This is a genomic window from Endozoicomonas sp. ONNA1 (assembly GCF_024606325.1).
Lineage (GTDB): Bacteria > Pseudomonadota > Gammaproteobacteria > Pseudomonadales > Endozoicomonadaceae > Endozoicomonas_A.
This window is the reverse complement of record NZ_JAHHPN010000090.1, coordinates 1-23,306: the sequence shown is the minus strand read 5'-3', so window position 1 is coordinate 23,306 and position 23,306 is coordinate 1. Positions and strand designations below refer to the sequence as shown.

22 protein-coding genes and 2 pseudogenes are annotated in these 23,306 nt (G+C 49.3%); 10 read left to right on the top strand and 14 right to left on the bottom strand.

The window, feature by feature from the left end:
* Positions 1-52: 52 nt before the first annotated feature.
* The 10 genes and pseudogenes from KDK19_RS02045 to ppc all read right to left on the bottom strand — a co-directional run.
* Positions 53-340, bottom strand: a pseudogene (locus KDK19_RS02045) (twin-arginine translocase subunit TatC); the annotation flags it as partial.
* A 124-nt stretch (positions 341-464) separates the two neighbouring features.
* Positions 465-848 carry a Sec-independent protein translocase protein TatB gene (gene tatB, locus KDK19_RS02040; RefSeq protein ID WP_257279866.1) on the bottom strand — a complete coding sequence of 128 codons (384 nt, stop codon included), beginning with the start codon at positions 846-848 and terminating at the stop codon, positions 465-467.
* 146 nt (positions 849-994) lie between these two features.
* Positions 995-1,213 carry a twin-arginine translocase TatA/TatE family subunit gene (gene tatA / locus KDK19_RS02035; protein ID WP_257279867.1) on the bottom strand — a complete coding sequence of 73 codons (219 nt, stop codon included), beginning with the start codon at positions 1,211-1,213 and terminating at the stop codon, positions 995-997.
* A 137-nt stretch (positions 1,214-1,350) separates the two neighbouring features.
* Positions 1,351-1,680 (bottom strand): phosphoribosyl-ATP diphosphatase, encoded by a 330-nt coding sequence (locus tag KDK19_RS02030; RefSeq protein WP_257279868.1) that lies wholly within the window; start codon positions 1,678-1,680, stop codon positions 1,351-1,353.
* Positions 1,673-2,122 (bottom strand): phosphoribosyl-AMP cyclohydrolase, encoded by a 450-nt coding sequence (hisI, locus tag KDK19_RS02025; RefSeq protein WP_257291244.1) that lies wholly within the window; start codon positions 2,120-2,122, stop codon positions 1,673-1,675. The genes KDK19_RS02030 and hisI overlap by 8 nt, the downstream gene beginning before the upstream one ends.
* Positions 2,104-3,705 carry a ubiquinone biosynthesis regulatory protein kinase UbiB gene (gene ubiB / locus KDK19_RS02020; RefSeq protein ID WP_257287254.1) on the bottom strand — a complete coding sequence of 534 codons (1,602 nt, stop codon included), beginning with the start codon at positions 3,703-3,705 and terminating at the stop codon, positions 2,104-2,106. Before ubiB ends, hisI begins: the two co-directional genes overlap by 19 nt.
* Before the next feature lie 96 nt (positions 3,706-3,801).
* Complete coding sequence (locus KDK19_RS02015) at positions 3,802-4,389, bottom strand: SCP2 domain-containing protein (RefSeq protein ID WP_257279870.1); 588 nt, start codon at positions 4,387-4,389, stop codon at positions 3,802-3,804.
* A gap of 5 nt (positions 4,390-4,394) precedes the next feature.
* The gene (gene ubiE / locus KDK19_RS02010; RefSeq protein WP_257279871.1) at positions 4,395-5,156 is read right to left on the bottom strand and encodes a bifunctional demethylmenaquinone methyltransferase/2-methoxy-6-polyprenyl-1,4-benzoquinol methylase UbiE; all 762 of its coding nucleotides are present in this window, start codon (positions 5,154-5,156) and stop codon (positions 4,395-4,397) included.
* 181 nt (positions 5,157-5,337) lie between these two features.
* Positions 5,338-6,462, bottom strand: a complete 1,125-nt coding sequence (locus tag KDK19_RS02005) for a beta-ketoacyl-ACP synthase III (RefSeq protein ID WP_257279872.1) — start codon at positions 6,460-6,462, stop codon at positions 5,338-5,340.
* Between the two features lie 540 nt (positions 6,463-7,002).
* Positions 7,003-9,636, bottom strand: coding sequence for a phosphoenolpyruvate carboxylase (gene ppc, locus KDK19_RS02000; protein ID WP_257275229.1), 2,634 nt, complete (start codon positions 9,634-9,636; stop codon positions 7,003-7,005).
* Between the two features lie 404 nt (positions 9,637-10,040).
* On the opposite strand from ppc, the gene KDK19_RS01995 reads away from it, so the two are divergent.
* From KDK19_RS01995 to KDK19_RS01980, 4 genes are all read left to right on the top strand, one after another.
* Complete coding sequence (locus KDK19_RS01995; RefSeq protein ID WP_257275228.1) at positions 10,041-10,337, top strand: YfcZ/YiiS family protein; 297 nt, start codon at positions 10,041-10,043, stop codon at positions 10,335-10,337.
* Between the two features lie 6 nt (positions 10,338-10,343).
* Positions 10,344-10,964, top strand: coding sequence for an alpha-ketoglutarate-dependent dioxygenase AlkB (locus tag KDK19_RS01990; protein ID WP_257275227.1), 621 nt, complete (start codon positions 10,344-10,346; stop codon positions 10,962-10,964).
* The gene (locus KDK19_RS01985; RefSeq protein WP_257287252.1) at positions 10,936-11,547 is read left to right on the top strand and encodes a tRNA-uridine aminocarboxypropyltransferase; all 612 of its coding nucleotides are present in this window, start codon (positions 10,936-10,938) and stop codon (positions 11,545-11,547) included. The genes KDK19_RS01990 and KDK19_RS01985 overlap by 29 nt, the downstream gene beginning before the upstream one ends.
* Before the next feature lie 229 nt (positions 11,548-11,776).
* Positions 11,777-13,234 carry a glycosyltransferase family 39 protein gene (locus KDK19_RS01980; protein WP_257287251.1) on the top strand — a complete coding sequence of 486 codons (1,458 nt, stop codon included), beginning with the start codon at positions 11,777-11,779 and terminating at the stop codon, positions 13,232-13,234.
* Between the two features lie 21 nt (positions 13,235-13,255).
* On the opposite strand, the gene KDK19_RS01975 is transcribed toward KDK19_RS01980, so the two are convergent.
* Positions 13,256-13,798: a thioredoxin family protein gene (locus KDK19_RS01975; protein ID WP_257275224.1), complete on the bottom strand. Its 543-nt coding sequence runs from the start codon at positions 13,796-13,798 to the stop codon at positions 13,256-13,258.
* On the opposite strand from KDK19_RS01975, the pseudogene KDK19_RS24245 reads away from it, so the two are divergent.
* A pseudogene (locus KDK19_RS24245) lies at positions 13,726-14,070 on the top strand (TetR/AcrR family transcriptional regulator); the annotation flags it as partial. The gene KDK19_RS01975 and the pseudogene KDK19_RS24245 sit on opposite strands and share 73 nt — an antisense overlap.
* A gap of 186 nt (positions 14,071-14,256) precedes the next feature.
* The gene (locus tag KDK19_RS01970) at positions 14,257-14,505 is read left to right on the top strand and encodes a hypothetical protein (RefSeq protein ID WP_257275223.1); all 249 of its coding nucleotides are present in this window, start codon (positions 14,257-14,259) and stop codon (positions 14,503-14,505) included.
* 251 nt (positions 14,506-14,756) lie between these two features.
* Here the strand turns inward: KDK19_RS01970 and KDK19_RS01965 are convergent, their stop codons facing one another.
* Both KDK19_RS01965 and KDK19_RS01960 read right to left on the bottom strand, forming a co-directional pair.
* A complete protein-coding gene (locus KDK19_RS01965; protein ID WP_257275222.1) occupies positions 14,757-17,468 on the bottom strand; it encodes an AAA family ATPase in 2,712 nt (903 codons plus the stop codon).
* A 37-nt stretch (positions 17,469-17,505) separates the two neighbouring features.
* Entirely contained in the window at positions 17,506-18,204 is a 699-nt protein-coding gene (locus tag KDK19_RS01960; protein WP_257291243.1) for a hypothetical protein, read from the bottom strand.
* 538 nt (positions 18,205-18,742) lie between these two features.
* On the opposite strand from KDK19_RS01960, the gene KDK19_RS01955 reads away from it, so the two are divergent.
* The gene (locus KDK19_RS01955) at positions 18,743-19,741 is read left to right on the top strand and encodes a nucleoid-associated protein (protein WP_257253545.1); all 999 of its coding nucleotides are present in this window, start codon (positions 18,743-18,745) and stop codon (positions 19,739-19,741) included.
* 177 nt (positions 19,742-19,918) lie between these two features.
* The gene (locus KDK19_RS01950) at positions 19,919-20,710 is read left to right on the top strand and encodes a hypothetical protein (protein WP_257279878.1); all 792 of its coding nucleotides are present in this window, start codon (positions 19,919-19,921) and stop codon (positions 20,708-20,710) included.
* On the opposite strand, the gene KDK19_RS01945 is transcribed toward KDK19_RS01950, so the two are convergent.
* Positions 20,676-21,368 carry an rRNA adenine N-6-methyltransferase family protein gene (locus tag KDK19_RS01945; RefSeq protein ID WP_257279879.1) on the bottom strand — a complete coding sequence of 231 codons (693 nt, stop codon included), beginning with the start codon at positions 21,366-21,368 and terminating at the stop codon, positions 20,676-20,678. The genes KDK19_RS01950 and KDK19_RS01945 overlap by 35 nt on opposite strands.
* A 193-nt stretch (positions 21,369-21,561) precedes the next feature.
* Here KDK19_RS01945 and KDK19_RS01940 point away from each other — a divergent pair, with 193 nt between their 5' ends.
* Both KDK19_RS01940 and KDK19_RS01935 read left to right on the top strand, forming a co-directional pair.
* Entirely contained in the window at positions 21,562-21,747 is a 186-nt protein-coding gene (locus KDK19_RS01940) for a DUF3094 domain-containing protein (RefSeq protein WP_257279880.1), read from the top strand.
* Between the two features lie 129 nt (positions 21,748-21,876).
* Entirely contained in the window at positions 21,877-23,196 is a 1,320-nt protein-coding gene (locus KDK19_RS01935; RefSeq protein ID WP_257279881.1) for an NAD(P)/FAD-dependent oxidoreductase, read from the top strand.
* The last annotated feature ends 110 nt before the right edge of the window (positions 23,197-23,306 follow it).

Sequence of the window (23,306 nt, the reverse complement as noted above, 5' to 3'; positions counted from 1 at the left end):
GACCAATTTATTGCAACCGCAGTAGGACAGCCTTAAGTCCGACAGGCTGCTAGGAAACAACGTCAGCGGGAGTCAGCAACATGACTATAACAAGACAGCCAACAATGACATTGGGACGTTTTTTCGAGAGGCTTTCTACCGTTGAAATACCACTCCACACCAACACTACAATCGCTAATGGAACTTCAAAAGCCACGCCGAAGGCAAAGAACAATTTCACTATAAATTGGAGGTATCGATTGATATCCGTCATCACCGTCACCGATTCGAGTCCGACGGTACTTAAGAAAGAGAAGCTAATCGGGAAGACTACATAATAAGCAAAGGCCAGCCCCGGATAAATATCCTTGAAAAATAGAAGAGTCCCTGAAACACTAGCACAGCTACGAAACTGCGAAGCAAACGACACCTTAGCTCAACAAGATACTGAACCAGAGGCTGTTCCTTGAAGACTCCATTTTTGCTCATGCACCCTTGTTTGTTTTCTCTTCAGTTTCTTCTTTTGCTTTGTCTGTAGTGCCATCAGGATTTTTTTCACCAGGATCTTTATCTTTCTCACCAAGATCAAAGGACTTGTTTAATGTCTCTAATGGCTCCTTGATCGACTCAGTCATTTGAGAGCGTGTCTTTTCCAACTCTTTCATAACCTGTTCGTTATGAATTTGCCTTTTGATGCCATCGACATCCAGCTCTCTCTCCAGTTCGTCCTTGGCAGACTGAAAGCTGCGTTTTATCTTGCTGATCCAGTAGGCCGTGGTTCGAATGGCACCGGGCAGCCTCTCAGGCCCCAATACGACCAGAGCGATCACAGCAATAAGAAGCAGCTCTGTGAAACCGATGTCGAACACTTTATCTCCAGAGATATCTCAAAACATTTTCAGCTCACGGCTGTTTTCAGCTCACGGCTGTTTTTTCAGCTCACGACTGCCTGAACGTAAAGCTGTTTACCCTGACTCCCGATACACGGGAGAAGAAAACTGTACTGCAACCTGCCTCAGGATTTACGCTGACTCTCTTCGGGCTCTTTGTTCTGATGATGGCTCCCGGACGGTTGGGACTTCTGCTCTTCATCAGAAGAGATAGCTTTTTTGAATCCCTTGACAGCACTGCCCAGATCACCACCCAGGCCTTTCAGTTTCTTAGTACCAAACAGCATCACCACAATCAGCAGGATGATGAGCAACTGCCAGATACTGATTCCACCAAATCCCATAATCCACCTTCCTTTCAGACTAACCAGGGAAAGTCAGCCCCCAATGCCAACGCTACCCCGGAAGCATTAACCGCTGCACTCTCATGAATGCGGCTGTACGATTGATATATTCTACCGGATATCCCGCTTCCCTTCACTCAAGCGTCTCGAGAGGCCTTTTCTTCGATGCCTGACAAACCAAAGCGTCGCTCCAGCTCTTTGAGAACTTCTTTGTGGCTCAGCCCCAGATGAGACAGCATGACCATAGTATGAAACCAGAGGTCTGCTGTTTCATAAACCACATCATCAAGACTGCCACCCAACTCTGCTGCTTTCGCTGCGATCAGGGTTTCTGCCGACTCTTCACCGACTTTTTTCAGGATCTTGTCCATACCCGCATCATGCAAACTGGCTACATAGGAGCTGTCCGGGCTGGCCCGACGGCGTTCTTCCAGCACAGCTTCCAGCTTCTCCAAGATGCTATCCATTATCGCTGTTTCCACTCTTGTCTTCACCGTAGATGGCACCAGGGCTTTTCAGGACTTCATCCGTAGTTAACCATTGACCGCCTTCGCTCAACCTACGATAAAAGCAGGATTCCCGACCTGTGTGGCAGGCTATTCCGCCAAGCTGCTCTACCACTAGCAGAACAGAGTCGCCATCACAATCCAGCCTTAATTCATGCAGTTTCTGCACATGGCCGGATGACTCACCTTTACGCCAGAGTTTGCCACGGGAACGTGACCAGTATATCGCCTGCTGCTCTTCAGCGGTCAGAGCCAGTGCTTCCCGATTCATCCAGGCCTGCATCAGTACCCTGCCAGTTTGATGATCCTGGGCTGTCGCTGCCACCAGACCATCACTGTTCCAGCGAACGTCATCCAACCAACTCATGCTACTCATCTCCACTCCTATCGAGTCAGGAGCCATACTCCGACTCCTCCCATTAACACTCCCTGCCAGGGGATCTGCGCAGACCATTCAGGGAACACCAGAACAGCAGCAGCTCCTGCAACCAATACCCTACCCAGCCACTTCATTTTGCTGGATTGCTGACCTGCCCGGCTATGCATGTCCATCAGCTTTTGCTGATGCTCTGAAATTTGTTTGACACTGTGCAAAGCATTTCTGGCCATATTAGGCGCACTCAGCAGCCAGTCGGGAGCATTATCACGCACTGAACGGCCGATTTCGCATGGACTGACCTGATCTTTCATCCACTTCTCAAGGAAAGGCTGTGCGGTATTCCACAGATCAAGCTCCGGATATAGTTGCCGTCCCAGCCCTTCGACGTTGAGCAGCGTTTTTTCCAACAGAACCAGCTGGGGCTGAACTTCCATTTCAAACCTTCGTGCCACCTGAAACAATCTGACCAAGAGATGCCCAAAAGAAATATCTTTCAAGGGTCGTTCAAATATAGGCTCACAGACCGTACGAATAGAGGCTTCAAGTTCGCCGACTACGGTATGGGAAGGAACCCAGCCTGAATCCACGTGCAGTTGGGCGACCTTACGATAATCCCGTTTGAAAAAAGCCAGCAGGTTACAGGCCAGATAATACTGATCTTCCGGTTCCAGGGTACCGACGATACCACAGTCAATGCCGATGTATTTGGGCTCAGATGGGTTAGATATATCGACAAAAATATTACCCGGATGCATGTCGGCATGGAAAAACCGGTCGCGGAAAACCTGAGTAAAGAAGATCTCGACGCCTCTTTCCGCCAGTTTTTTCATATCGGTGCCACTGGCCTTCAGGGTTTCCGTATCAGCAACGGGCACACCATAAATTCTCTCCATTACCATAACCGAAGGCTTGCAATAATCCCAGTAAACCTGAGGAATAAACAGCAACGGTGAATCAATAAAATTTCTGCGCAAAAGGGAGCTGTTGGCTGCTTCCCGCAACAGGTCCAGCTCATCAAGAATGGTTTTCTCGTAATCCCTGACCACTTCTATTGGCCTGAGCCTTCTGGCCTCTCTTACAAGAATGACCAACAGACGACTAAAGCCGTACATAAGCCGGATATCCTTGCGGATCACCTTCTCTATGCCGGGCCGTATCACTTTTACTACCACCTCTTCTCCAGTGTGCAGTCGTGCAGTGTGCACCTGGGCTATGGAAGCAGACGCCATGGGTTCATGATCAAAGCGGTTAAACCGTTTTGAAACCGGGGCATTTAGGCTTTTCTCGATGATGGCAACGGCATCTGTCGCAGGAAAAGGCGCCACTTGATCCTGCAATCGGGCCAATTCATCACTGATATCGTCTGGCAAAAGATCGCGGCGGGTGGATAAAATCTGGCCGAACTTGATGAAGATAGGCCCGAGGGATTCAAGCCCTTTTCTCAATCGGATGGCTCTGGGTTCATTATTTTTGATGAAATACCGCCAGGGAAAGAGGCGCATCAGCACTCTGGCGGGAAAAGGCAGACGGTCGATCTCGATCAGATCATCCAGCCTGTAACGGGCAATAGCCCCAACAATTTTTATTAAACGGGTTAACTGCAGCACCCTATTCTCCCGCGATACTTTTGTTTGCTCAACCCGCTTGTTTGCTCAACTTGCTCAGGGCTGTCTTTCACTCATGGCTGCTTACCAGCTTACCCATCAAGATTTGTTCAAACGCCTGCCCAAGTCTTCAACGGCTTCACTGAGAACAGTCACCTCATGACTGAAAGCGCTGATTTCGGGCTCTGAGGGCACCAGCTCCAGCTCATCCTGAAGATAAGTTGCCCCATGATCAGGAAGCCTTTCGCCAAAACCCGCAAACGTCGAGGTGATGAAACGCAGTCCCTCAGCCAGTGAATGTCCTGCTACCGGGCCCAGTCGCTCACATATCAGGCTTTCCCAGTCGAGCTCCATCTTTCGATGAGTGGATTCCAATTTTTCCAAAACATTCTGCTCACCAGAGACGTTTAGCTCCCTGACCCCTTGCCATGAAGAGCCTCGATCAACTGCAAGCGTTATAAAACTGCTCAACGGCCCCTGCAGAGTGGCATCTACAGATCCCTCATGCCAGCCAGCACACCGAACTCCAAAGGCGTCCAGAAAAACATAGCAGTTAAAATCAGGCTGAAGACAAATGAAACGAACAACTCTGCCATCCAGAGACTTCAGGGCCTCGGCTGTGACTGGATCCAGCTTCAACAGCTGATTAATCCGGGTCTCCAGAAGCGCCAAAAATGCCGTCTTCATGATAATCAGGGTTTGATGCCTTTATGCAGGGCAACAATGCCTCCGGTCATGTTGTGGTAGGTGTTATTCACAAAACCGGCTTCTTTCATCATCGCTTTCAGCGTTTCCTGATCCGGGTGCTTGCGAATACTCTCGGCCAGATAACGATAACTCTCTGAGTCGCCCGCCACCAGCTTGCCCATGAACGGCAACAGGGAGAAAGAATAGGCGTCATAGGCTTTGGTCAGCAGAGGGTTGTTGGTCTTTGAGAACTCCAGAACCAGGAGACGCCCGCCTGGCTTCAGGACCCGGCACATAGAACGCAGTGCTTCGTCCTTATCGGTCACATTTCGCAGGCCAAAGGCGATGGTTATGCAGTCGAACGTGTTTTCCGGGAAGGGCAGGCATTCAGCATTGGCCTGAACATACTCAACATTCCCAACAATGCCCTGATCAATCAGGCGATCACGCCCAACTCTGAGCATGGACTCATTGATATCAGCAAGAACCACTCTCCCCGTATCACCCACCAGACGGGAAAACTGTTTTGTGAGGTCGCCGGTACCACCAGCAATATCCAGAACATGATGACCTTTACGGACCGCAGAAAGCTCTACCGTAAAACGCTTCCAGATCCGGTGAACACCCATCGACATCAGGTCATTCATCATGTCATAGCTGTCAGCCACTGAGTGAAAAACACCCGCCACCAGCTTCTCTTTATCGTCAGGATTGACATCTTTGTAACCAAAGTGCGTCTTGTCCTGATCTCTTACCTTCTCAGTCATCCAGATCTCCACCCCAGCACCAGAAAAGAGTTGGAACCCTGTGTTTCGATTTCCGGGCACTGGCAAGTATTCGGGAAAAATTGCAGGCTATTGTAATGGGTAATGACAAATAGGTAAATTTGCCCGCATACCGCACTGTTCCGCAGCGATCTCAACCAGTTGCATTTTCATCACAAGACTTTCAGCGTTTTCTGACGACAACACTGCCAATCGAGTAGCCCGCTCCAAAAGAACAGATAACACCAAAGCTGCCAGTTTCCAGATCTGCTGAGTGTTTATGGAAGGCAATGATTGATCCGGCAGAACTGGTATTGGCGTACTCATCCAGAATAACCGGCGCCTCTTCAGAAGTCGCTTCACGACCCAGTATTTTTCGTGAAATCAGCTGGTTCATGCTCAGGTTCGCCTGATGCAGCCAGAGGCGAGAGAGTTCTTCAGACGCTAGCCTTAGCTCATCCAGATGACTTGAAATGATCTCTGCCACTTTGGGACAGACTTCCTTGAAAACCTTGCGGCCATTCTGCACAAAAAGCTTATCGGGTTGCCCTACGCCAGACTCATCAGCGCGATTCAGGAATCCAAAATTATTACGGATATTGTTGGAAAACTGAGTCCAGGCTCTGGTACCCAGTATTTCAAAACCATTCTCATTCCTGGCAACACTGTCGGCTTCAACAACAACGGCCGTAGAGGCATCTCCGAAAATAAAGTGACTGTCACGATCGCGAAAATTCAAATGACCGGAAGTGATCTCGGGACTGATCACCAGAACCCTATGCGCGTGACCGGAAAGAATGGCATCCGTGGCCGCTTTGATCCCAAACGTTGCAGAAGAACAAGCAACATTCATATCGTAGGCATAGCCAGACGCTCCCAAATAATATTGCACTTCAACAGCGACGGCAGGATAAGCCCTTTGCAAGTTGGAACAAGCAACAATAACCAGATCCACCTCTTCTGGTCTAACTTTGGCCTGGAAAAGCGCATCTCTGGCAGCATGTAATGCCATTTCACACTGAACGGAGATTTCCTCGTTATCCCGCTCGGGTAGCAGGGGTACCATACGGTCAGGATCAAGAACGCCTTCCCGATTCATGACATAACGGCTTTTAATGCCCGACGCTTTTTCTATGAACGCACTACTGCTCATCGGCAGAGGTTCCCTTTCACCAGCAGCGATTGCCTGCTGGTGTTTATCGTTCTCTTTTTGAGCCCAGGTGTTATAGCTCGCGACCAGTTCATCATTACTGATGGAGCTGGCCGGGGTGTAAAGCCCCGTTCCTGTGATAATTGCAGCGACAGCCATGCTTGTTCCGATCACCTTATCTAAGTGTGCTCCGTGATCCTATATCATGCACCATGGTAATAAAACCTTAAAATTTCACCTCACACCATTGTACGACAGCTCACCGGAGGCTGACCGAGTATAGACAGTCATTCGCAGAAAGCACTCCCGGGGTCTTGGATGCTTGCTGCAGGGTGAGAGAGATTTCAGGAACCCAATTGACGGTTGTGTCTCAAATATACGAACCTAAACTGCAGTAGAACAGATACACGGGTCGTGTGTGGATAAAAACGCAGTAGTCATTACGCAGGTTGATCCTGAACTGCAGACTCTGACCAACATGTCAGCAAAAAAGCCCCGAATAAAGAGCGGTCGTCCTTCATCATAGACTTTGCGTGCAGTAAAGAGACTGAAGTTTTTTTGATCAGAGAGCTTTTCCTATGAATGAGGCACAGGCTCTTGCGTTTGATAAAACTGCCGAATCACCTGTTCCGAAGGATAGCAGGCTCAGACAACTCCTGTTAGAGCCTGCTCCGTGAGGAATAATGGTTTCCGGTTCAATTAACCGGTGTTACGCATACCTGCAGCAATACCTGCAACGGTGATCATCAAAGCCTGCTCAAGGTTTTCACAAACCTCCCCTTCCTCTGTATGTCTTACCCGGTAGAGTAACTCTGCCTGAAGAACGTTCAGAGGGTCAGTATAAGGATTACGTAAAGCGATGGCCTGTTTGTTCTGAGGATGGTTAGACATCAACTCTTCACCGCCTTTGAGCTCCAGCAGTGCCTGAACTGCAGTTTCCAGTTGCTCTCGCAGGCTTTCTCCCAAATGCTGTAGCTCGGCGGGTACCAGACGCTCCTCGTAGTATTCAGCCAGATTAGAATCGGTCTTCATAAAGACCATCTCCAGCATTTCCAGTCGTGCCTTGAAGAACGGCCACTGACTGATCATCTCTTCCAGAGTGTCTCTCTGACCATTTTCAAGGGCATTTTTCAGGGCAGCACCACATCCAAGCCAGGTGGGCAGCATGAGACGAATCTGGGTCCAGGCGAATATCCATGGAATCGCCCGCAAACTTTCCACGCCACCATTAGGCTTGCGCTTTGCAGGTCTGGAGCCCAGCGGAAGCTTGGCCAGTTCCTGTTCTGGCGTCACAGCACGAAAGTAGGGAACAAAATCAGGCTCATCCCGAACCATGCCCCGGTAAATTTGCAGGGAATCCCTGGCCAGCTGATCCATCATATCTCGCCAGCTTTGTTTTGGTTCTGGTGGCGGCAACAGGCTTGCTTCGAGGGTAGCGCTGGCATAAAGCATCAGACTATTAATGGCGACGTCAGGGAAACCAAACTTGAAACGGATCATCTCTCCTTGTTCAGTGACCCGCAGATTATTGTTCACAGAGCCCGGTGGCTGGGAAAGAATCGCCGCATGGGCAGGGCCACCGCCGCGACCGATGGTGCCGCCACGACCGTGAAACAACGTCAGCTCAACATTATTTTCACGACAAACTTCCGTCACCTCTTCCATAGCCCGATACTGAGCCCAGGCTGCAGCCATCCAGCCAGCATCTTTGGCAGAGTCGGAATAACCGATCATGACCATCTGCCCCCCATGACAATAGCCACGATACCAGGGCAATGACAGCAGAGAGCTAATGCACTCACTGGCACCATCCAGAGCATCCAGTGTTTCAAACAGGGGAGCAATCGGCATCGCAAAGTCAACGCCACACTCCTTCAGCAATAGTGCTACAGACAATACATCGGACGGCTTGTAGGCCATGGAAATGACGTAGGCCCCCAATGCCTGCTGACCTTCTCTGGCAATAGCACGACAGGTGGCAATGACTTCAGCGACCTCTTCGGAAGGCTCCCATTCTACCGGAATCATGGGCCTGGGATTCTGAAGCTCTTTTAGCAGAAAGGTCTGCTTTTCCTGCTCGTCCCAGCTCTGGTAATCTCCAATCCCGAGAGCCCTGGTTAACTCACTGACCGTCCGGGTATGCCTGCTCGCCTCCTGACGAATATCCAGACGTATCAGGGTGAGACCAAAGCTGTGAGCACGACGAATCATGTCCAACAGCGGACCATCGGCGATGACCCCAAGACCCACTTTATGCAACGAGTGATAGCAGAGCTCCAGAGGCTCAACAAGATCTTTATGCTCAAGAAGCACTTCAGAAGAACGGGGTTTATCGGCCAATGAATATTCACACCAGCTTCGGGCCTCTCTGAGACGTTCCCTGAGTTGCCTGAGAATCACCCGGTAGGGCTCTCGACATTCCCCCAGTTTCTGCTTCATTTCTTCACTGCACTCTGTCATGGAGAGTTCTCCAATAAGAGGCTTCAGATCCCTGAGGTACAAATCCGCAGCCATCCAGCGGCTCAACAAGAGCACTTCCTGAGTCACCTCAGCGGTGACGAATGGATTCCCATCCCGATCCCCTCCCATCCAGGAAGAAAAACGCACCGGCACAGCATCCAGTGGCAGACCTATGTCCGTGTGTTCCCTGAGCCGCTCGTCTATGGCACGAACAAAATCAGGAACCGCATTCCACAGAGAGTGCTCGATGGTAGCAAACCCACCCTTGGCCTCATCAACAGGCGATGGCCGCTTCATCCTGAACTCGTAAGTGTGCCAGGCCTGAGCAATCAACTGACGAAGCCGGTCTTCATGGCGGGCCCGTTCCCTGAAGCTCAAACGGCTGCTTTCCAGCTTGCTAAGGCACTCAAAAATTGATTCATGTTTCTGGATCAGGGTTCTGCGGGAAACTTCGGTGGGGTGAGCGGTCAACACCAGCTCCATATCCAGACTGGCAACACTGTCAGCGATCTGCTCTTGACTGAAACCCTGATTTCTCAGCCTGGCCATCAGCTCATCGAAGTGATCCGGGACACAGAACGTTTCGCCATGGCTGACGGCAATGCTGTCATATTGCTCGGCCAGATTAGCCAAATTGAGAAAATGACTAAACGCTCGTGTGACGGGCACCAGATCGTCATCGGAAAGGTTTTTCAATTGATCCAGCAAAACATCCCTATCATCCTCACTGCCTGCTCTTGCAGCCTTGGAAAGCTGACGAATACTTTCAATACGATTGAAAAAATCCTCGCCATGATGCTCTTTAATCGTTTGACCCAACAGTGTTCCCAGCAGGTTCACGTTGCGACGCAAATTCGCCTTGCTGTCTGTCATAGATTTAACTTCCCGGGGTTTTACCGTGAAATTTCTTTCACTCTGGCACTTTGTTCATGGCTTAAAGGCACGCTCACCTTAATTCTGATGGAGGGAATACCAGCAACTTTTTGAACGAAAGCACCGTTTATCCCTCATTTTGATGACGTACAACTTCGAGAATCACTGAGCCTATACCATAAAAACCGAATAAAAAAGCTTTCACAAACACTCACTAAGACAAACAAACAAATACAGGACACAAAAAACAGGGACATATCCGATTAAAGAAGGATTTTGGAGATACAATCAACCTCGCAAGCCCAAGAGGGTTTTCGCAGAATCTGACGTATCCCCATAGATCTTGTAATATGTTAATTTGATGATTAATGAAGCAAGATTTCTCGCTGTTACGAGGTATCGACATGAACGAAAAAGACCCCTTTGAGTGCACCACCTGCAATACTGTAGAGGTTGGTACCCTGATCCGCGACGATGATACTTGGGTTACCCTGGAGATTCGTGGCGACAAGGCAATTTCAGCCCGGGACAAGTTCAGGAAAATTGAACAGCGAGCTCTGTCAGTAGGATCAGGCAACTGCAAGGTGCAGTCGGAAACCAGTCAGGAAAACGGCATCACCGTCATCAAGGCGATGCTGGACTTTGACTGCACGGCAGAAAAGCTAATCTTTCAAATGTCCCTGCATAACAGCTCCCAATAAAACGAATTGCATTCAATCAACATTTATGCCCCTGACGCCGAGCTGTCTTTCTGGCCAGAAGTGATCACACCAAAAGACTGTGAATTTTACTACCAGCAGCTTCTATCCGGGACCCGGTGGCGTCAGGATAAGATCACGCTTTTTGGAAAAGCATTCGATTTACCCCGTTTACAGGCATGGTATGGCGATAAAGGCATGACCTATAGCTACTCTGGCCTGACGCTGGTTCCAGAGCCATGGACACCAGTACTACTGGCAATCAAAGAAGTGGTCGAGCAAGCCTGTCGCTCATCATTCAACACAGTGCTGCTCAATCTGTATCGTGATGGTAATGACAGTAATGGCTGGCATTCCGACGATGAAGCGGAGCTGGGCGAACACCCCGTTATTGCATCAATGAGCCTGGGTCAGGAAAGACGCTTTCGACTGAAACACAAAGAGGGCAAGTCCAGAGGTATAAGTCCTTTGTCGATAAATTTATCTCCTGGCTCACTGCTGGTGATGTCAGGCTCAACCCAGCGCTACTGGCAGCATTGTATTCCCAAAACATCCGGAACCGTTTTGCCCCGTATTAATCTGACTTTCAGGAATGTCATGCATGGCCCGAGCCCAGTGCCAGCGCTGTGAGCGTCCTTTGCAATTCTGCATCTGCCAGGATCTACAGCTTGAGCAGGCCTGCTGTGAACTATTGATCCTGCAGCATCCTGATGAGGTCAAACATCCGCTGAATACCGCCCGGATTCTCAAACTGGGCATTAAGAACTGCAAGATTCTCGTGGGTGAGGACTTCAATGAAAACCCACACCTCAAGATCCTTTTAGAAAACAAAAAAGGCTGTTTACTTTTTCCGGGCGACGGGGCTCTTCAATCGTCTGAATATCAGAAAATCCACGGCCTGCCTGATGTTTGCATTCTGCTGGATGGTACCTGGAGAAAAGCCAGAAAGATACTTCACCTCAATCCCCAGCTTCAATCTCTACCGTGGATATCCCTGTCAGAAAACCTGGAATCCAGCTACCGAATCCGCAAAACACCCCATCAGTCAGCTCTGTCCACTGTCGAAGCCGCGGTATGCCTTATGCGAGTTTTTTCAGGAGACCCAAGGGTTCACCAAAACTGTCTGGACAGCTTCCGGACAATGATTGACCGGCAGATCGAAGCCATGGGTCGAGATGTCTACGAAAAAAATTATAGAAACCGATCAAAATGAACTACTTTCAATAAGCATTGTGATCACTTGAGTCACAATCAACGCCTCAGTCAGGTTACTCATTGGTTGCGCTTTCTTTTGCAGCAAACGAACAGCAGATAGTCAGAGATTTTTTCCACTGTATTTGTGCAATGAATGAATTGGCCGAAACAATAAAGAGTAAAGGAACAAAAGTCCTTTGTATCCTTGGACGTTTTCACGGTAATCAGACACAGAGTTCAGAATAATAATGACCGACGCCTCCCTAAAATCTTCTTCCCGCTGGTTCTGGGTGTCACTCCTGATACTGATTGCGGTTCTGATCCGGCTGCTCTCCCTCGGCCTGTACCCTCTGATGGACACCTCAGAAGCCCGCTACGGTGAGATCGTCAGGCTGATGGTAGAGACTAACGACTGGGTCATTCCGTATTTTGATTATGGTATCCCGTTTCTGGGTAAACCGCCGTTGTTTATCTGGCTTTCAGCCGTAAGCTTCAAGTTATTTGGCATCAATGAATTTGCCGCCCGCTTACCCTCCCTGATTTGTAGTTTGGGTATTCTGGCACTGGTCTGGAAGCTGGCCCACTTTCAAATGGGGAAACAACAGGCAAAAATTACAGTACTGTTCCTGATCACTTCTGCTACGTTTCTGGTTCTTTCGGGAGCTCTTCTGGCCGACCCGGTCATGACCCTGACGATCACTCTTATCCTCTGCAGCTTCTGGATGGGCTGGCACTATCAAGACGAATCTATGGCACTGCGGTGGCAATATCTGTTTTTTGCGGGTTGCGGTCTGGCATTTTTGGCCAAGGGGCTCGCTGCTGTGGTTCTGGCGGGCGGTCCGATTTTCTTATGGTGCCTTCCAAAAGCTCGATTGATAACGCTGTGGCACACATTCCCCTGGATCAAAGGCACTGTTCTGGCGGCCGCCATTGCCCTTCCCTGGTATATTAGTGCAGAGATACGCAACCCCGGCCTTCTGGAGTACATGTTTATTGGCGAACATTTTTCCCGCTATCTGGATTCCGGCTGGCAGGGTGATGAATACGGCAATGCCCATGTTCATATGCTGGGGGCCATCTGGGGTTACTTGCTGGCAGGAGGCTTTCCCTGGACATTCGTGTTACTGGGAGTCGTCATTACCCAACTCTGGAAATTCTGGCAAACGAAGCCCACCCTCCAGTTGCAGGAATGGGATTACTTCCTGCTCTGCTGGCTGCTCTTTCTGCCTCTTTTTTTCACCTTCACCGCCAATCTGATCTGGACTTACACGCTGCCTGTGATGCCTGCTCTGGCACTGATTATTGCAAGACTGTTTGGGGAGCGTTGGCCTAGCCATTCCGGGAAGCTTATTGCCCTGGCGACCCTGACACCTCTGTTGATGATTATCACTACCATTGTCATGATGAACGACGGTGGTAAAAAATCTCAAAAGTACCTGGTCGCCGGCATGATGACTCACCCGGCTGAGCAGCCCGGTCATCTTATTTACTTCATGAAACGCCCCTTCTCGGCTCGCTTTTATTCCCAGGGCCAGGCCCTCTTAGCCTTTGATGAAGAGGAGATCCTCGATCAATTACACAAGAATCGCAGAGACTTTCTGGCCACTCGTGACGGCAACATTAATATGCTGTCGGACCCACTGAGAGAACGCTTCGAAAAAGTATCCGAATACAGAAACTGGACCCTCTGGGTTGAGAAAGAATAATGCCTTCTGAAAAGTGCACAACTACTTCCATTTGATATTGCAGCCAACACTGGGACTTTGATTCTCTGATACACGCTCTCCCGCCAGCACAGCGTCCATAGCGGACCTCAAATCCCTCCCGGTCACAGGCTTGTCATTACCGGGACGCGAGGCATCAAACTGACCTCGATAGACACACTTCAATTCGACATCGAAGAGAAAAAAATCAGGCGTACAGGCTGCATCATAAGCTTTCGCCACTGACTGACTTTCATCATAGAGATAGGGGAACGGGTAAGATTTTAATGCCATATTTTCAGGAGCATCATCAGGATAGCTTTCAGCATCGTTAGCACTGATAGCCACTATGCCAAGATCTCGATCGGCATAATCCTTGCCCAACTGCACCAGTGCATCTTCAATGTGAATCACATAGGGACAGTGGTTACAGATAAACATCACCAAAACGCCTTTCTCTTTACTCACTTCCTGCAGTGAAACCGACTGCCCGGATGAAGGTTCAGGCAATTCAAAATCAGGGGCAGACGAGCCCAGTGCCACCATATTCGAAGGGGTCAGAGCCATTGGGGTATTCTCCAGCTTGTATCCCACAATGCATGCTAATCCGTTGTGGGAGAGTTGTCGGGAACAGAAAGTTACTGCTACATTGGAAGTTCCCAAGTCAATTATTTTCATTTATGGGTAGGCACACCTCTTTTAATAAAGACAAGGCGCTGAATAACGCACTCGCTCTCTTTTGGTCCCGAGGATTCTCGGCGTCTTCTCTAAGACAGTTAGAAGAAGCCACCGATCTGCACCCGGGTAGCCTTTATCATCATTTCAAAAACAAAGAAGGCTTATACCTGCACGTCTTACGGTATTACATTGAACACTACCTACAGTTGAGAATCCAAAAGTATCTTGGTTCGGGCCCTCCGCTAGAAGGTTTACGCCGATTTCTGACAGCTGGCTATCGACATCCCCAAGACATGCAGTACCAGAACTGCTGCTTTCTAGCCTGCACCAGCACAGAACTTCACCTGTTGCCAGATGAGGCCACAGAGCTGGTCAGACAGGCTGTCAATACGATTCAGCAAGCATTATTGACCCAGGTACTCAAGGGAACGGAAAAGAACCTCATCGCCCCCAGTTTGAGCAGCATGGATGCTGCCAGGGAACTCACCAGTTTCTTTCTCGGCCTTCAGTTAATGGCCAGAATCAGTCCCAATCAGCATCAATTAGATCTACTGGTCAAGCAAAGCCTTGGGCATATTCTGAACCCTAAAACATGATCGGGAAGGAAGATACCATGAAAAGGTTTGTCTGCAATATGTCCAAGGACTTATGCCCGGTTAAACGTACCAGAGCTCCAGTCCCCCTTATTCTGGTGCAAGTTGGTGCAAACTTTCTCAGACGGATCGCTGAATAACCCCAACAAAAGATGACGACTGGCAATAGAACAACGCAAGAGCGAGAGCAGCGAACACTTCAACCAGAAAAAGCACCTGAAGCACCAAGCTTCAGGTGCTTTTGCTATGAAAGTTTAATCATACAAGTCGTCATCTTCAGGCTCTTCAAAGAGGCTTACTGCTCCAGATGGCGCTGATGCAGGGGGGGTATCCTGAAAACGGAATGGGGTCCCGGTTTGGCTTGACCGCAAGTGAAACGTTTCATAACGGTGAATATCTGATTCCCCAACGCTGCGCCTCGCCGTGCTCATGGCGTGCTCAAAATGGCTGCGCGTCAACATGTAACTATCAAGAGATTCTTCAACATCCATTGCCTCACCTTGAGCTTCCTGCAGGTTACGCGTTCTGCCAATGTATTCCCTGACTGCCTGTTGTATTGCTGTCTGGCAGATTTCGTTAATATCAGCTCCAGAGAAACCTTTGGTTTTAGCAGCTAGCTGCCTTAAATCAACATTATCCTCTACCGGTGTATTACGCAGGACAGCTTCGAAGATATGCAATCGGCCTGCAAGATCTGGCAGTGGAATGTAGATGTGCTTGTCGAAACGACCCGGTCTCATAAGAGCTCTGTCAAGAATGTCTGGTCGATTGGTGGCGGCGATGATGTAAATGTTATTCCGTTCAGCTATACCATCAATTTCGATTAACAGCTGATTCAGGACGCGATCGCTTGCGCCACCAGCGTCACCCATTGATGCCCCTCTGGAGGACGCTAAAGAATCAATTTCATCAAAAAACAGGATGCACGGTGCTGCCTGTCTGGCTTTGTCAAAAAGCTCACGAACATTGTGCTCTGATTCACCAAACCACATAGTCAACAACTCTGGCCCTTTTATGGCAATGAAGTTAGCCTGGCAATCGTTGGCCAGGGCTTTGGCCAACTGTGTTTTGCCACAACCGGGGGGGCCATACAGAAGCACACCCCGTGACGGTTTCTGACCAAAATGCTTGAGCAGCTCGGGCCATTCAAGGGGATAGCGAACCATTTCCAGCAATGTCTTTTTGACATCCATCATGCCACCGATGTCTGCCCAGGTCACAGCGGGTATCTCGACAAAGGTTTCTCTGAGCGCTGATGGGTTGGAGGAACGGAGAGCCTGATCAAAATGGGCCTGAGTGATTTCCAGACTATCCAAAAATCTGGCATCAATATTCTGCTCATCATCCAGAGTAGTTATATCTATTTTTTCCCTTATACAGATCATGGCGGCATCACTAATAAGCTGTGCGATGTCAGCGCCGGTGAACCCATGGCAGGTTTTTGCGATCTTTTCCAAATCCACATCATCGGACAGTTTTTTGTCCCTGGTATGAACCTGAAGGATTTCCAGGCGACCGGTTTGGTCAGGAACGCCGATGTGGATTTCTTTATCAAACCGGCCAAATCGGCGCAGTGCCTGATCAATGGAATTAACCCTGTTGGTGGCTGCCAGAATCATAACCTGCCGTCTGGGCTGCAAACCATCCAACAAGGTAAGCAATTGGCCTACCACACGTCGCTCTACTTCACCCTGAGTTTTGTCACGCTTTGGGGCTATCGAGTCAATTTCATCGATAAAAATAATGGCAGGCCTGTTTTTTTCAGCTTCTTCGAAAGCCTTTCTCAGATTGGATTCTGACTCACCTGCCATTTTACTCATTATTTCCGGGCCATTAATGATAAAGAGGAAGGCACCGCTCTCGTTGGCAATAGCCCGGGCAATCATTGTTTTTCCATTTCCCGGTGGTCCACTCAGAAGTATTCCTCTTGGAGGACTCACATTCAGGGTATTGAAAAGTTGTGGGTAACGCAGAGGAAGCTCAACAATTTCGCGTATTGTTTGAATCTGTGGTCTAAGCCCACCAATATCATCATAACCAACTTCAGTGATTGAAAACTCATCTTCACGCTCGACGGCATGGCCCTCACAGAAAATTTGTGTGTCCGAGGCCACTATGCACCCACCTTCCGGATCTGTTTCCATCACCTGGAACTGAACGGTTCGAATTCCTGCAGTTATAGGAATGATGTCTTTTTTGGCAACGGGTCGATACGCATCACTAAAAAATGGTTTCAAAAACACCTCAAACAAGTTGCCGGTAATGCCTTCAAGGCTATCTTTTATCGGCAATATACTCACTCGTTTACCATAGGGAAGATTAGGAATGTGGGCGATTTTGACTATATCTCCCAGCCTCACTTTAAGGTTTTTCCGCATTGCACTGTGCATCCTGATCCTGCCAGATGGCTGATTCACATCCGATAAAACAATGGCTATAGACGTTTTTCGTAGTTTGCCGATTAGCTGGACGGTGTCTCCACGGAACAAGCTTGACTGATCCATATCACTCACTGAGATTGTGACTACGGAGTAATCATCATTGATAGCCTCATCAACAATAAAACGCGAGGAAGTTGCCTTACCTGCTTCGCCAGAGGTGGGTGCGGGCGAGGCGGAAAGCTCTTGTTCTGACACGCTCCCTTCGCCGGAGTCTCCCCCACCATCAGGCCGTTGACTGATGTTCTTGGGCAATTTTTTTGCTGGCGCCCCAGCTAAATGTTCAGGGGGGTCGGATGGGGGTTCCGGATCCCGTGGCATTTTCCGGATTCGCCAGTGCCATTGATGCCAACCACCTCCGGCAGGCACTCCGGGGCCGAAATACTCTGGATACAGGAATTCAAGCCACATCTGGAAATACAATGAGAGTAGCCGCCGGTATTCTTCCTCACTGATATAATGAACCTGCTTATTGTCATCCAGTCTATAAAAGACATTACCATGCTGATCAGTTGTTCTGGTGGCCACTATCTGTCTATTGGCCGCTTCCTGTGCTGGCTTCTTTTCACTCCAGGGGGGGGGGGTCTTCTAATAAAGGGAAAGGGGCAATAGTTTCTGACAGGTCCAGAATCCATTCATGTCCATCATCGAACCCCCAACTCAGACAGTGTTCGTCATCGCAACTCCGGGGAGTAAGATTGTTCGTCGTTTTAGTATTCGGTGTTATGACGCCCTTTGAGCCGGGAGGCCCGGGCAGGAAGACATCATTTGGTCTGGGAACAGGGTGGGCTGGCTCCCATTGTAAACTCGTGTCAGGGACTGATATAGGGACTGGCACAACTTCTTCAGTGGCTTTTGTCCGTACCTGTTCAGGGTAAAGTTCTGACTTGCCTTTGCCGGGTAAGCGCCAAGTCCATTGACCCGGGACTCCCTGGTCAGGGGCCAGTTGAATATTCAGTTCGTTTGGCAGGGGCAGGCAGCCTGGCTTGGAGGTGGGGAGGGGATCATCAGGCTCAATACAAAAGGACGGCTCAGGCCTGGTCTCCTGGCCGATGTCAGAATAGGGAAAACGATTAAAAGAGATGTGATAGGCAAGAGGGAGTAGAAGAATGGGCAACGGAATACTGGATGGGTTGTAAGTGCCCGGGGCGGAGCCGGAATAGCCCGTCGTCACAAACGTCCCGCTCTGTCCGGACAAGGTTACGACAGGCGTTAACAGAAACGAAATGCCTAGAAATAATCTCGGCAGGGAGCGCAATTTCATATCGACGCAGTTCAGATCAGTCTTGTCTGATCGCTGAGAGACAGTTAACAAAGACAGAATAAAATAGAACATAACCTGCCACTTATATCATCCTGTAAAGAGCCTCATTGGATGGCCTTTGCCATTTGTACCAGATCTGTATAGCACCGCACTGGCGAGCATGCCACGAAGAGAGATAGCGGTAATCAACTTTCTGCAAAAACCTTCAACCTTCATCACTGGCAAATTGCAGATATTGCCGCATTGGGTGTTAAACAAGTTCTGGTGCTTAGCAGCTCAGGTCAGGCTGGCTGAGTGGTTCAGATCAACACGCCAAAACCTGAGGACAACTCCCCGTTAAAATCAGCGCTGACAGTTTTACCATTAACAGGGTGAAAACGAAGGTTTTCTTGTGTATGTTTTGCCATAGCGGGTTCCGGTTTGTTTCGTCCCAGGCTTTTTTGGTCGACCTAATCCTATGAGGCGATTGGACGGAACCTGCCTGATTTATGAAACATTCGGGTTAGACGATCACCACTGCTTGCAAGACTATTAACTTATGGCCATTCAACAAATCATTGTACACCAGCTGAAACAATCCCCTGGCAGTGACTCCCTGATTGCTATTCCGGCAACTCACAGCCTGCCCCCCACCCCGGCTCTGGAGTCGATGCTGGACGACCTGCTGCAAACCTACAACAAGAAACAGGACAAACAGTATGGTCAGTTCAACCCGGACGCCGAAAGTCCTTTCCCCGGGGAACTGGGTGATTATCTGGTAGAAAAAATGGATTTTACGGCCCTGACCCGCAATACCCTGAACCAACTTCTGGAAAAGCTCGATCAAGCAGGTGCGCTGGGTGGAGGGTACCTTCTGTTTGCTGATTACCAGCAGGGTCTGACCCGATACTTCATGCTCTGCATGTTGACCAGCAACGTCAGCATCACCGTTACAGATGACCTTTCCATTCAAGATGTAGCCTACCTGGATACGACCAGAATGCCGTTGGCCTGCCGCATTAATATCACCGAGTGGCAGGGTAACGAAAACAGCGGCCGTTACCTCTCTTTTTTGCGCCCCCGTGGTGGCCGTCGCCTGAGCGATGTATTTCAGGAAGCTCTGGGCTGCAATGAAACCAGCAACAGCAAGGAAGAGGCTGACACGCTGGTCAGTGCTGTAAAGGAGTACGCCAGAGAAGCGCCTTCCCTGGAAAATCACCGGGAAGTCAGTCGACAGGTCTATGACTTCTGCCAGACCAAAATGGATGATGGCGATGCCCTGACTCTGGATGAGCTTACCGGTTACCTGAGTGAGGCCGGCTCTGATGATTTTGCCCGTTTCGTCAACACTCGTGACTATGATATGAACCAACCCATGGCTCCAGAGAAACGCACTCTGACCAAACTGGTTAAGTACACCGGTCGCAGCAAGGGTCTTAACATTGCTTTTGATGCCGAGCTGCTCGGTACTCAGGTAGTGTACAACAAAGACCTGAATCAGCTTGTCATCAAGGAAGTTCCAGCCAAACTCAAGGAACAACTGGAAGGCAACAACTGACGTTTGAGGCGAGCTATATTTGCATGCCCTCATGAGCTCTGATAGATCTGTTAAGCGGTCTTTATTAGGCCATTCACGATCTTGTTGATGGCTGCAAATGATCTGGGTTGTCACAATCAAGTGACAACCGGGACATCCGATACATAAGGGATGACTTCACTGTTTCCGGACTCCACCATGTCTAAAGCTCATTTACTGGCCGCACTGTTTTTTCTTCTCGCTTTTATGAACCAGACTGCAGCTTCAGAGCCGCCTGTCAAAAACAATCACTTGACTCCGGAACACCTTCTGAAGCAGGAGTTATTGCTGAACCAGTTGATCGTGAATATTCACCTGCTACAGGTCGACTTTCTCAACAAGGAGGCCAGAGTGAAAATGCAGGACAATCTGGCTCTGCTGAACCAGAACATCCCTGCCTTGCCATGGCAATCCGGAGACCAGGAAACTGCAAAGTTGATCTCGTCGACCCTGGCGCTATGGCCTATCATTAGCCGACACGCCGCCTGGATGGCTGATTTACCTGCTCACTCTCGCCCCCCGGAAGCCTCTACACTGCTCTTGGCTCTGGCCAGGCTGGATAGAAAGCTACTGCTTCTGAGACAAAAAATTCTGACCCACAAACCACACAGAGGTGAAAAGCTCGGCTTTCTAGAGCAGGCACTACTCATGGAACGCCTGTCACGTCAATACCTCAGCCTGACCTTATCTGAACTAAAAGAGGACAAAAGCGCTTCAGGTCGGCTTCAGTTGCAAACCCTGGCCGGGCATTTCGAACAAAAGCTGTCAAAACTCGGTGAACAGTATGGTGGCCATGCTCATGCTGCCAAACCGATCAGACAGGCTCAGGTGACCTGGAATTTCATCAAGGCGGGATTGGAGCAATTTCCGGATAAACCGGTTCCTGAATTGATCGCTCGCTATGGCAGCACCATCGTCAGACGCCTGACTTCTGCACATAAGATGTTCTGACCTGCAAAAATACATCGGCTTCCCCCCACGGGAAGCAAACAGGAAAGCGTTCACTTTGCTCAAAAATACCCGGTACAGGGCAATACTCCTGAAGAGGATAGCTGACAGAAATCACTCTGCTCCCGGGTTTAAGAGCCAACATTCTCAGCGTCAGGCAACGAATAGTGAGATCATCCAGATTAGATGCATAGAGATAAATGACCGTGGCAGCCGAAAGATCCACCTCCAGATAATCACCCTCGATAACGTTTAGTTTGTCCAGCTTCATTCTTCGACTGACACGCTGCAGTCTCAGACAAAACGTGGGGACCTGCTCAATCGATGTCACTCGAACGCCCGCAAAAGCAGCCATCCAGAGCGAAGTAAAACCGCTGCCTGCACCCAATTCAAAAACATGATCCTGAGACGTTATTCCAGACTTTTCACAAATATCATCTAGCACCGTTAAAGGCGTTTCACCATAGAGATATAAGTCGTCTGACTTTTTTTTAATCAGGAAGCGCTTACTAACTTGAAAAGGGCTGTCCAGAAGATATCGGAGCTTCAACTCAAGAAAGGCTTTAAGGAATGTGCGCTGGGACGAATAACGACAAAATACCTTGAACAATTCAACCCATTCGAAATATTGAACTCTTAACGCCAATAAAATCAGTTTCACTCGCAGCACCCATATTCTATGCCAATCAGAACTAGATTGATCAAGAGCTTGAATCTAGTCAACATGATCAAGCAACTAACCAGCACACATGTTCAGATTATTTTGGGTATTTCTCGGTCAAATTCGGGTTTCCTATTGGCACATTGAGTGCTTAGGTAGCATACTCTAGGGAGCTGAGAATACGGAGTGGCAAATGGAAGAAACCCAGACCCGCCTGTGCCCTGAAGATCAGGCCAGGGTTGACCGCTTTATCACTACTGGAACCAATGCTAATGAGCGCAACCGTTTCAGACCTTTGAAGCTGATGTTCTGGCTGGCAGTCATCATTGTCATGCTAGGTGTTCTCAGCCGCCTGATAGGCGTCTTTGTCTTGGGTTGAGCCCGTCTGAATAGCCGTAGGGTGTGTTTTTAATCAGTTTCCCCCCTCTTTGTAACCATAAAATCAAGAGGCGAGTTGGGCATTTTAGACTGATTCAAAACACTCCTTTATAAAAATAGAGAGAATAAAGTGACTGATCAGCTGCATAAAATTGTTATTGTTGGAGGAGGTGCCGGAGGGCTGGGATTAGCTACCAGACTGGGTAAGAAACTGGGCAAGAAGAAGAAAGCCCGGATTACTCTGGTGGATGTTCGAAAGACTCATTTCTGGAAACCTCTTTTGCATGAAGTGGCCGCCGGCTCCCTGAATGCCTTTGAAGATGAGCTGAGTTATCTGGCTCAGGCAAAATGGAATCATTTTCACTTTCTGCCCGGCAGAATGTGCGGTCTGGACCGGGATAATAAAACCATTACCCTCGCCCCCATTAACGACGATAACGGAGAAGAAGTCGTTCCCGAGCGTAGCCTGGAGTACGATGACCTGGTGATCTGTTTAGGCAGCACCGCAAATGACTTTAATACCCCGGGCGCAGTGGATCACTGCCTGTTTCTGGACAACCGGGAAGAAGCGGAAAGAGTACATACTACGCTTTTGAATCACTACCTTCATGCCCAGGCTTCCCGGGAAAAATCGCCTGAGCTAAACATCGCCATCATTGGTGCCGGAGCAACCGGGGTGGAACTGGCCGCAGAACTTCACCATGCGGCCATAGAACTCGCCCGATATGGCCTGGACGCTATCCAGCCCAATAAAGTAAAGATCACTGTCATAGAAGGCAGTGACCGAATACTGCCTGCCCTGCCCGCTCGTATCAGCAGCAGTGTACACAAGCAGCTGCAAAAAATGGGGATCATGATACAAACCCGTCAGCTAGTGAGTGAGATTACTAACAAAGGCCTGAACACAAAAAGCGGTGACTTTATCGACTCCGATCTCAGTATCTGGGCGGCAGGTATCAAAGCGCCGGCCTTCCTGAAAGATATTGCAGGCCTTGAAACCAATCGAATTAACCAACTTCTGGTCAAACCCACCTTGCAATCTACTCTGGATGATCACATCTATGCACTGGGTGACTGCGCCAGTTGTACGCTGAAGGACAATAACGGCGAACCGATCACCATCCCCCCCAGAGCCCAGGCAGCCCATCAGCAAGCCGAGCTGCTGGCCAAGAGCCTCACAGGAAACGTTCTGCAGGGTCAGCCCCCCTTAACCTTTACCTACAAAGATTACGGCTCTCTGATCTCACTGAGTCGTTTCAGCGCCGTAGGTAATTTAATGGGAGCCATCACGCGCGGCGATATGATGGTGGAAGGGATGATGGCCAAGATGTTTTACATCAGTCTATACCGAATGCATCAGGTAGCGCTGTTTGGACGGCTCAGGACAGGAGCACTGATTCTGAAAGACTTTATCGGAAAAACAACACGCCCCCACTTAAAGCTGCATTAGTTCATTTTCAGAAGACAGAAAAAAAAGCCGGTTCAATGAACCGGCTTTTTTCAATGTGGTGGGTCGTGTAGGATTCGAACCTACGACCAATTGGTTAAAAGCCAACTGCT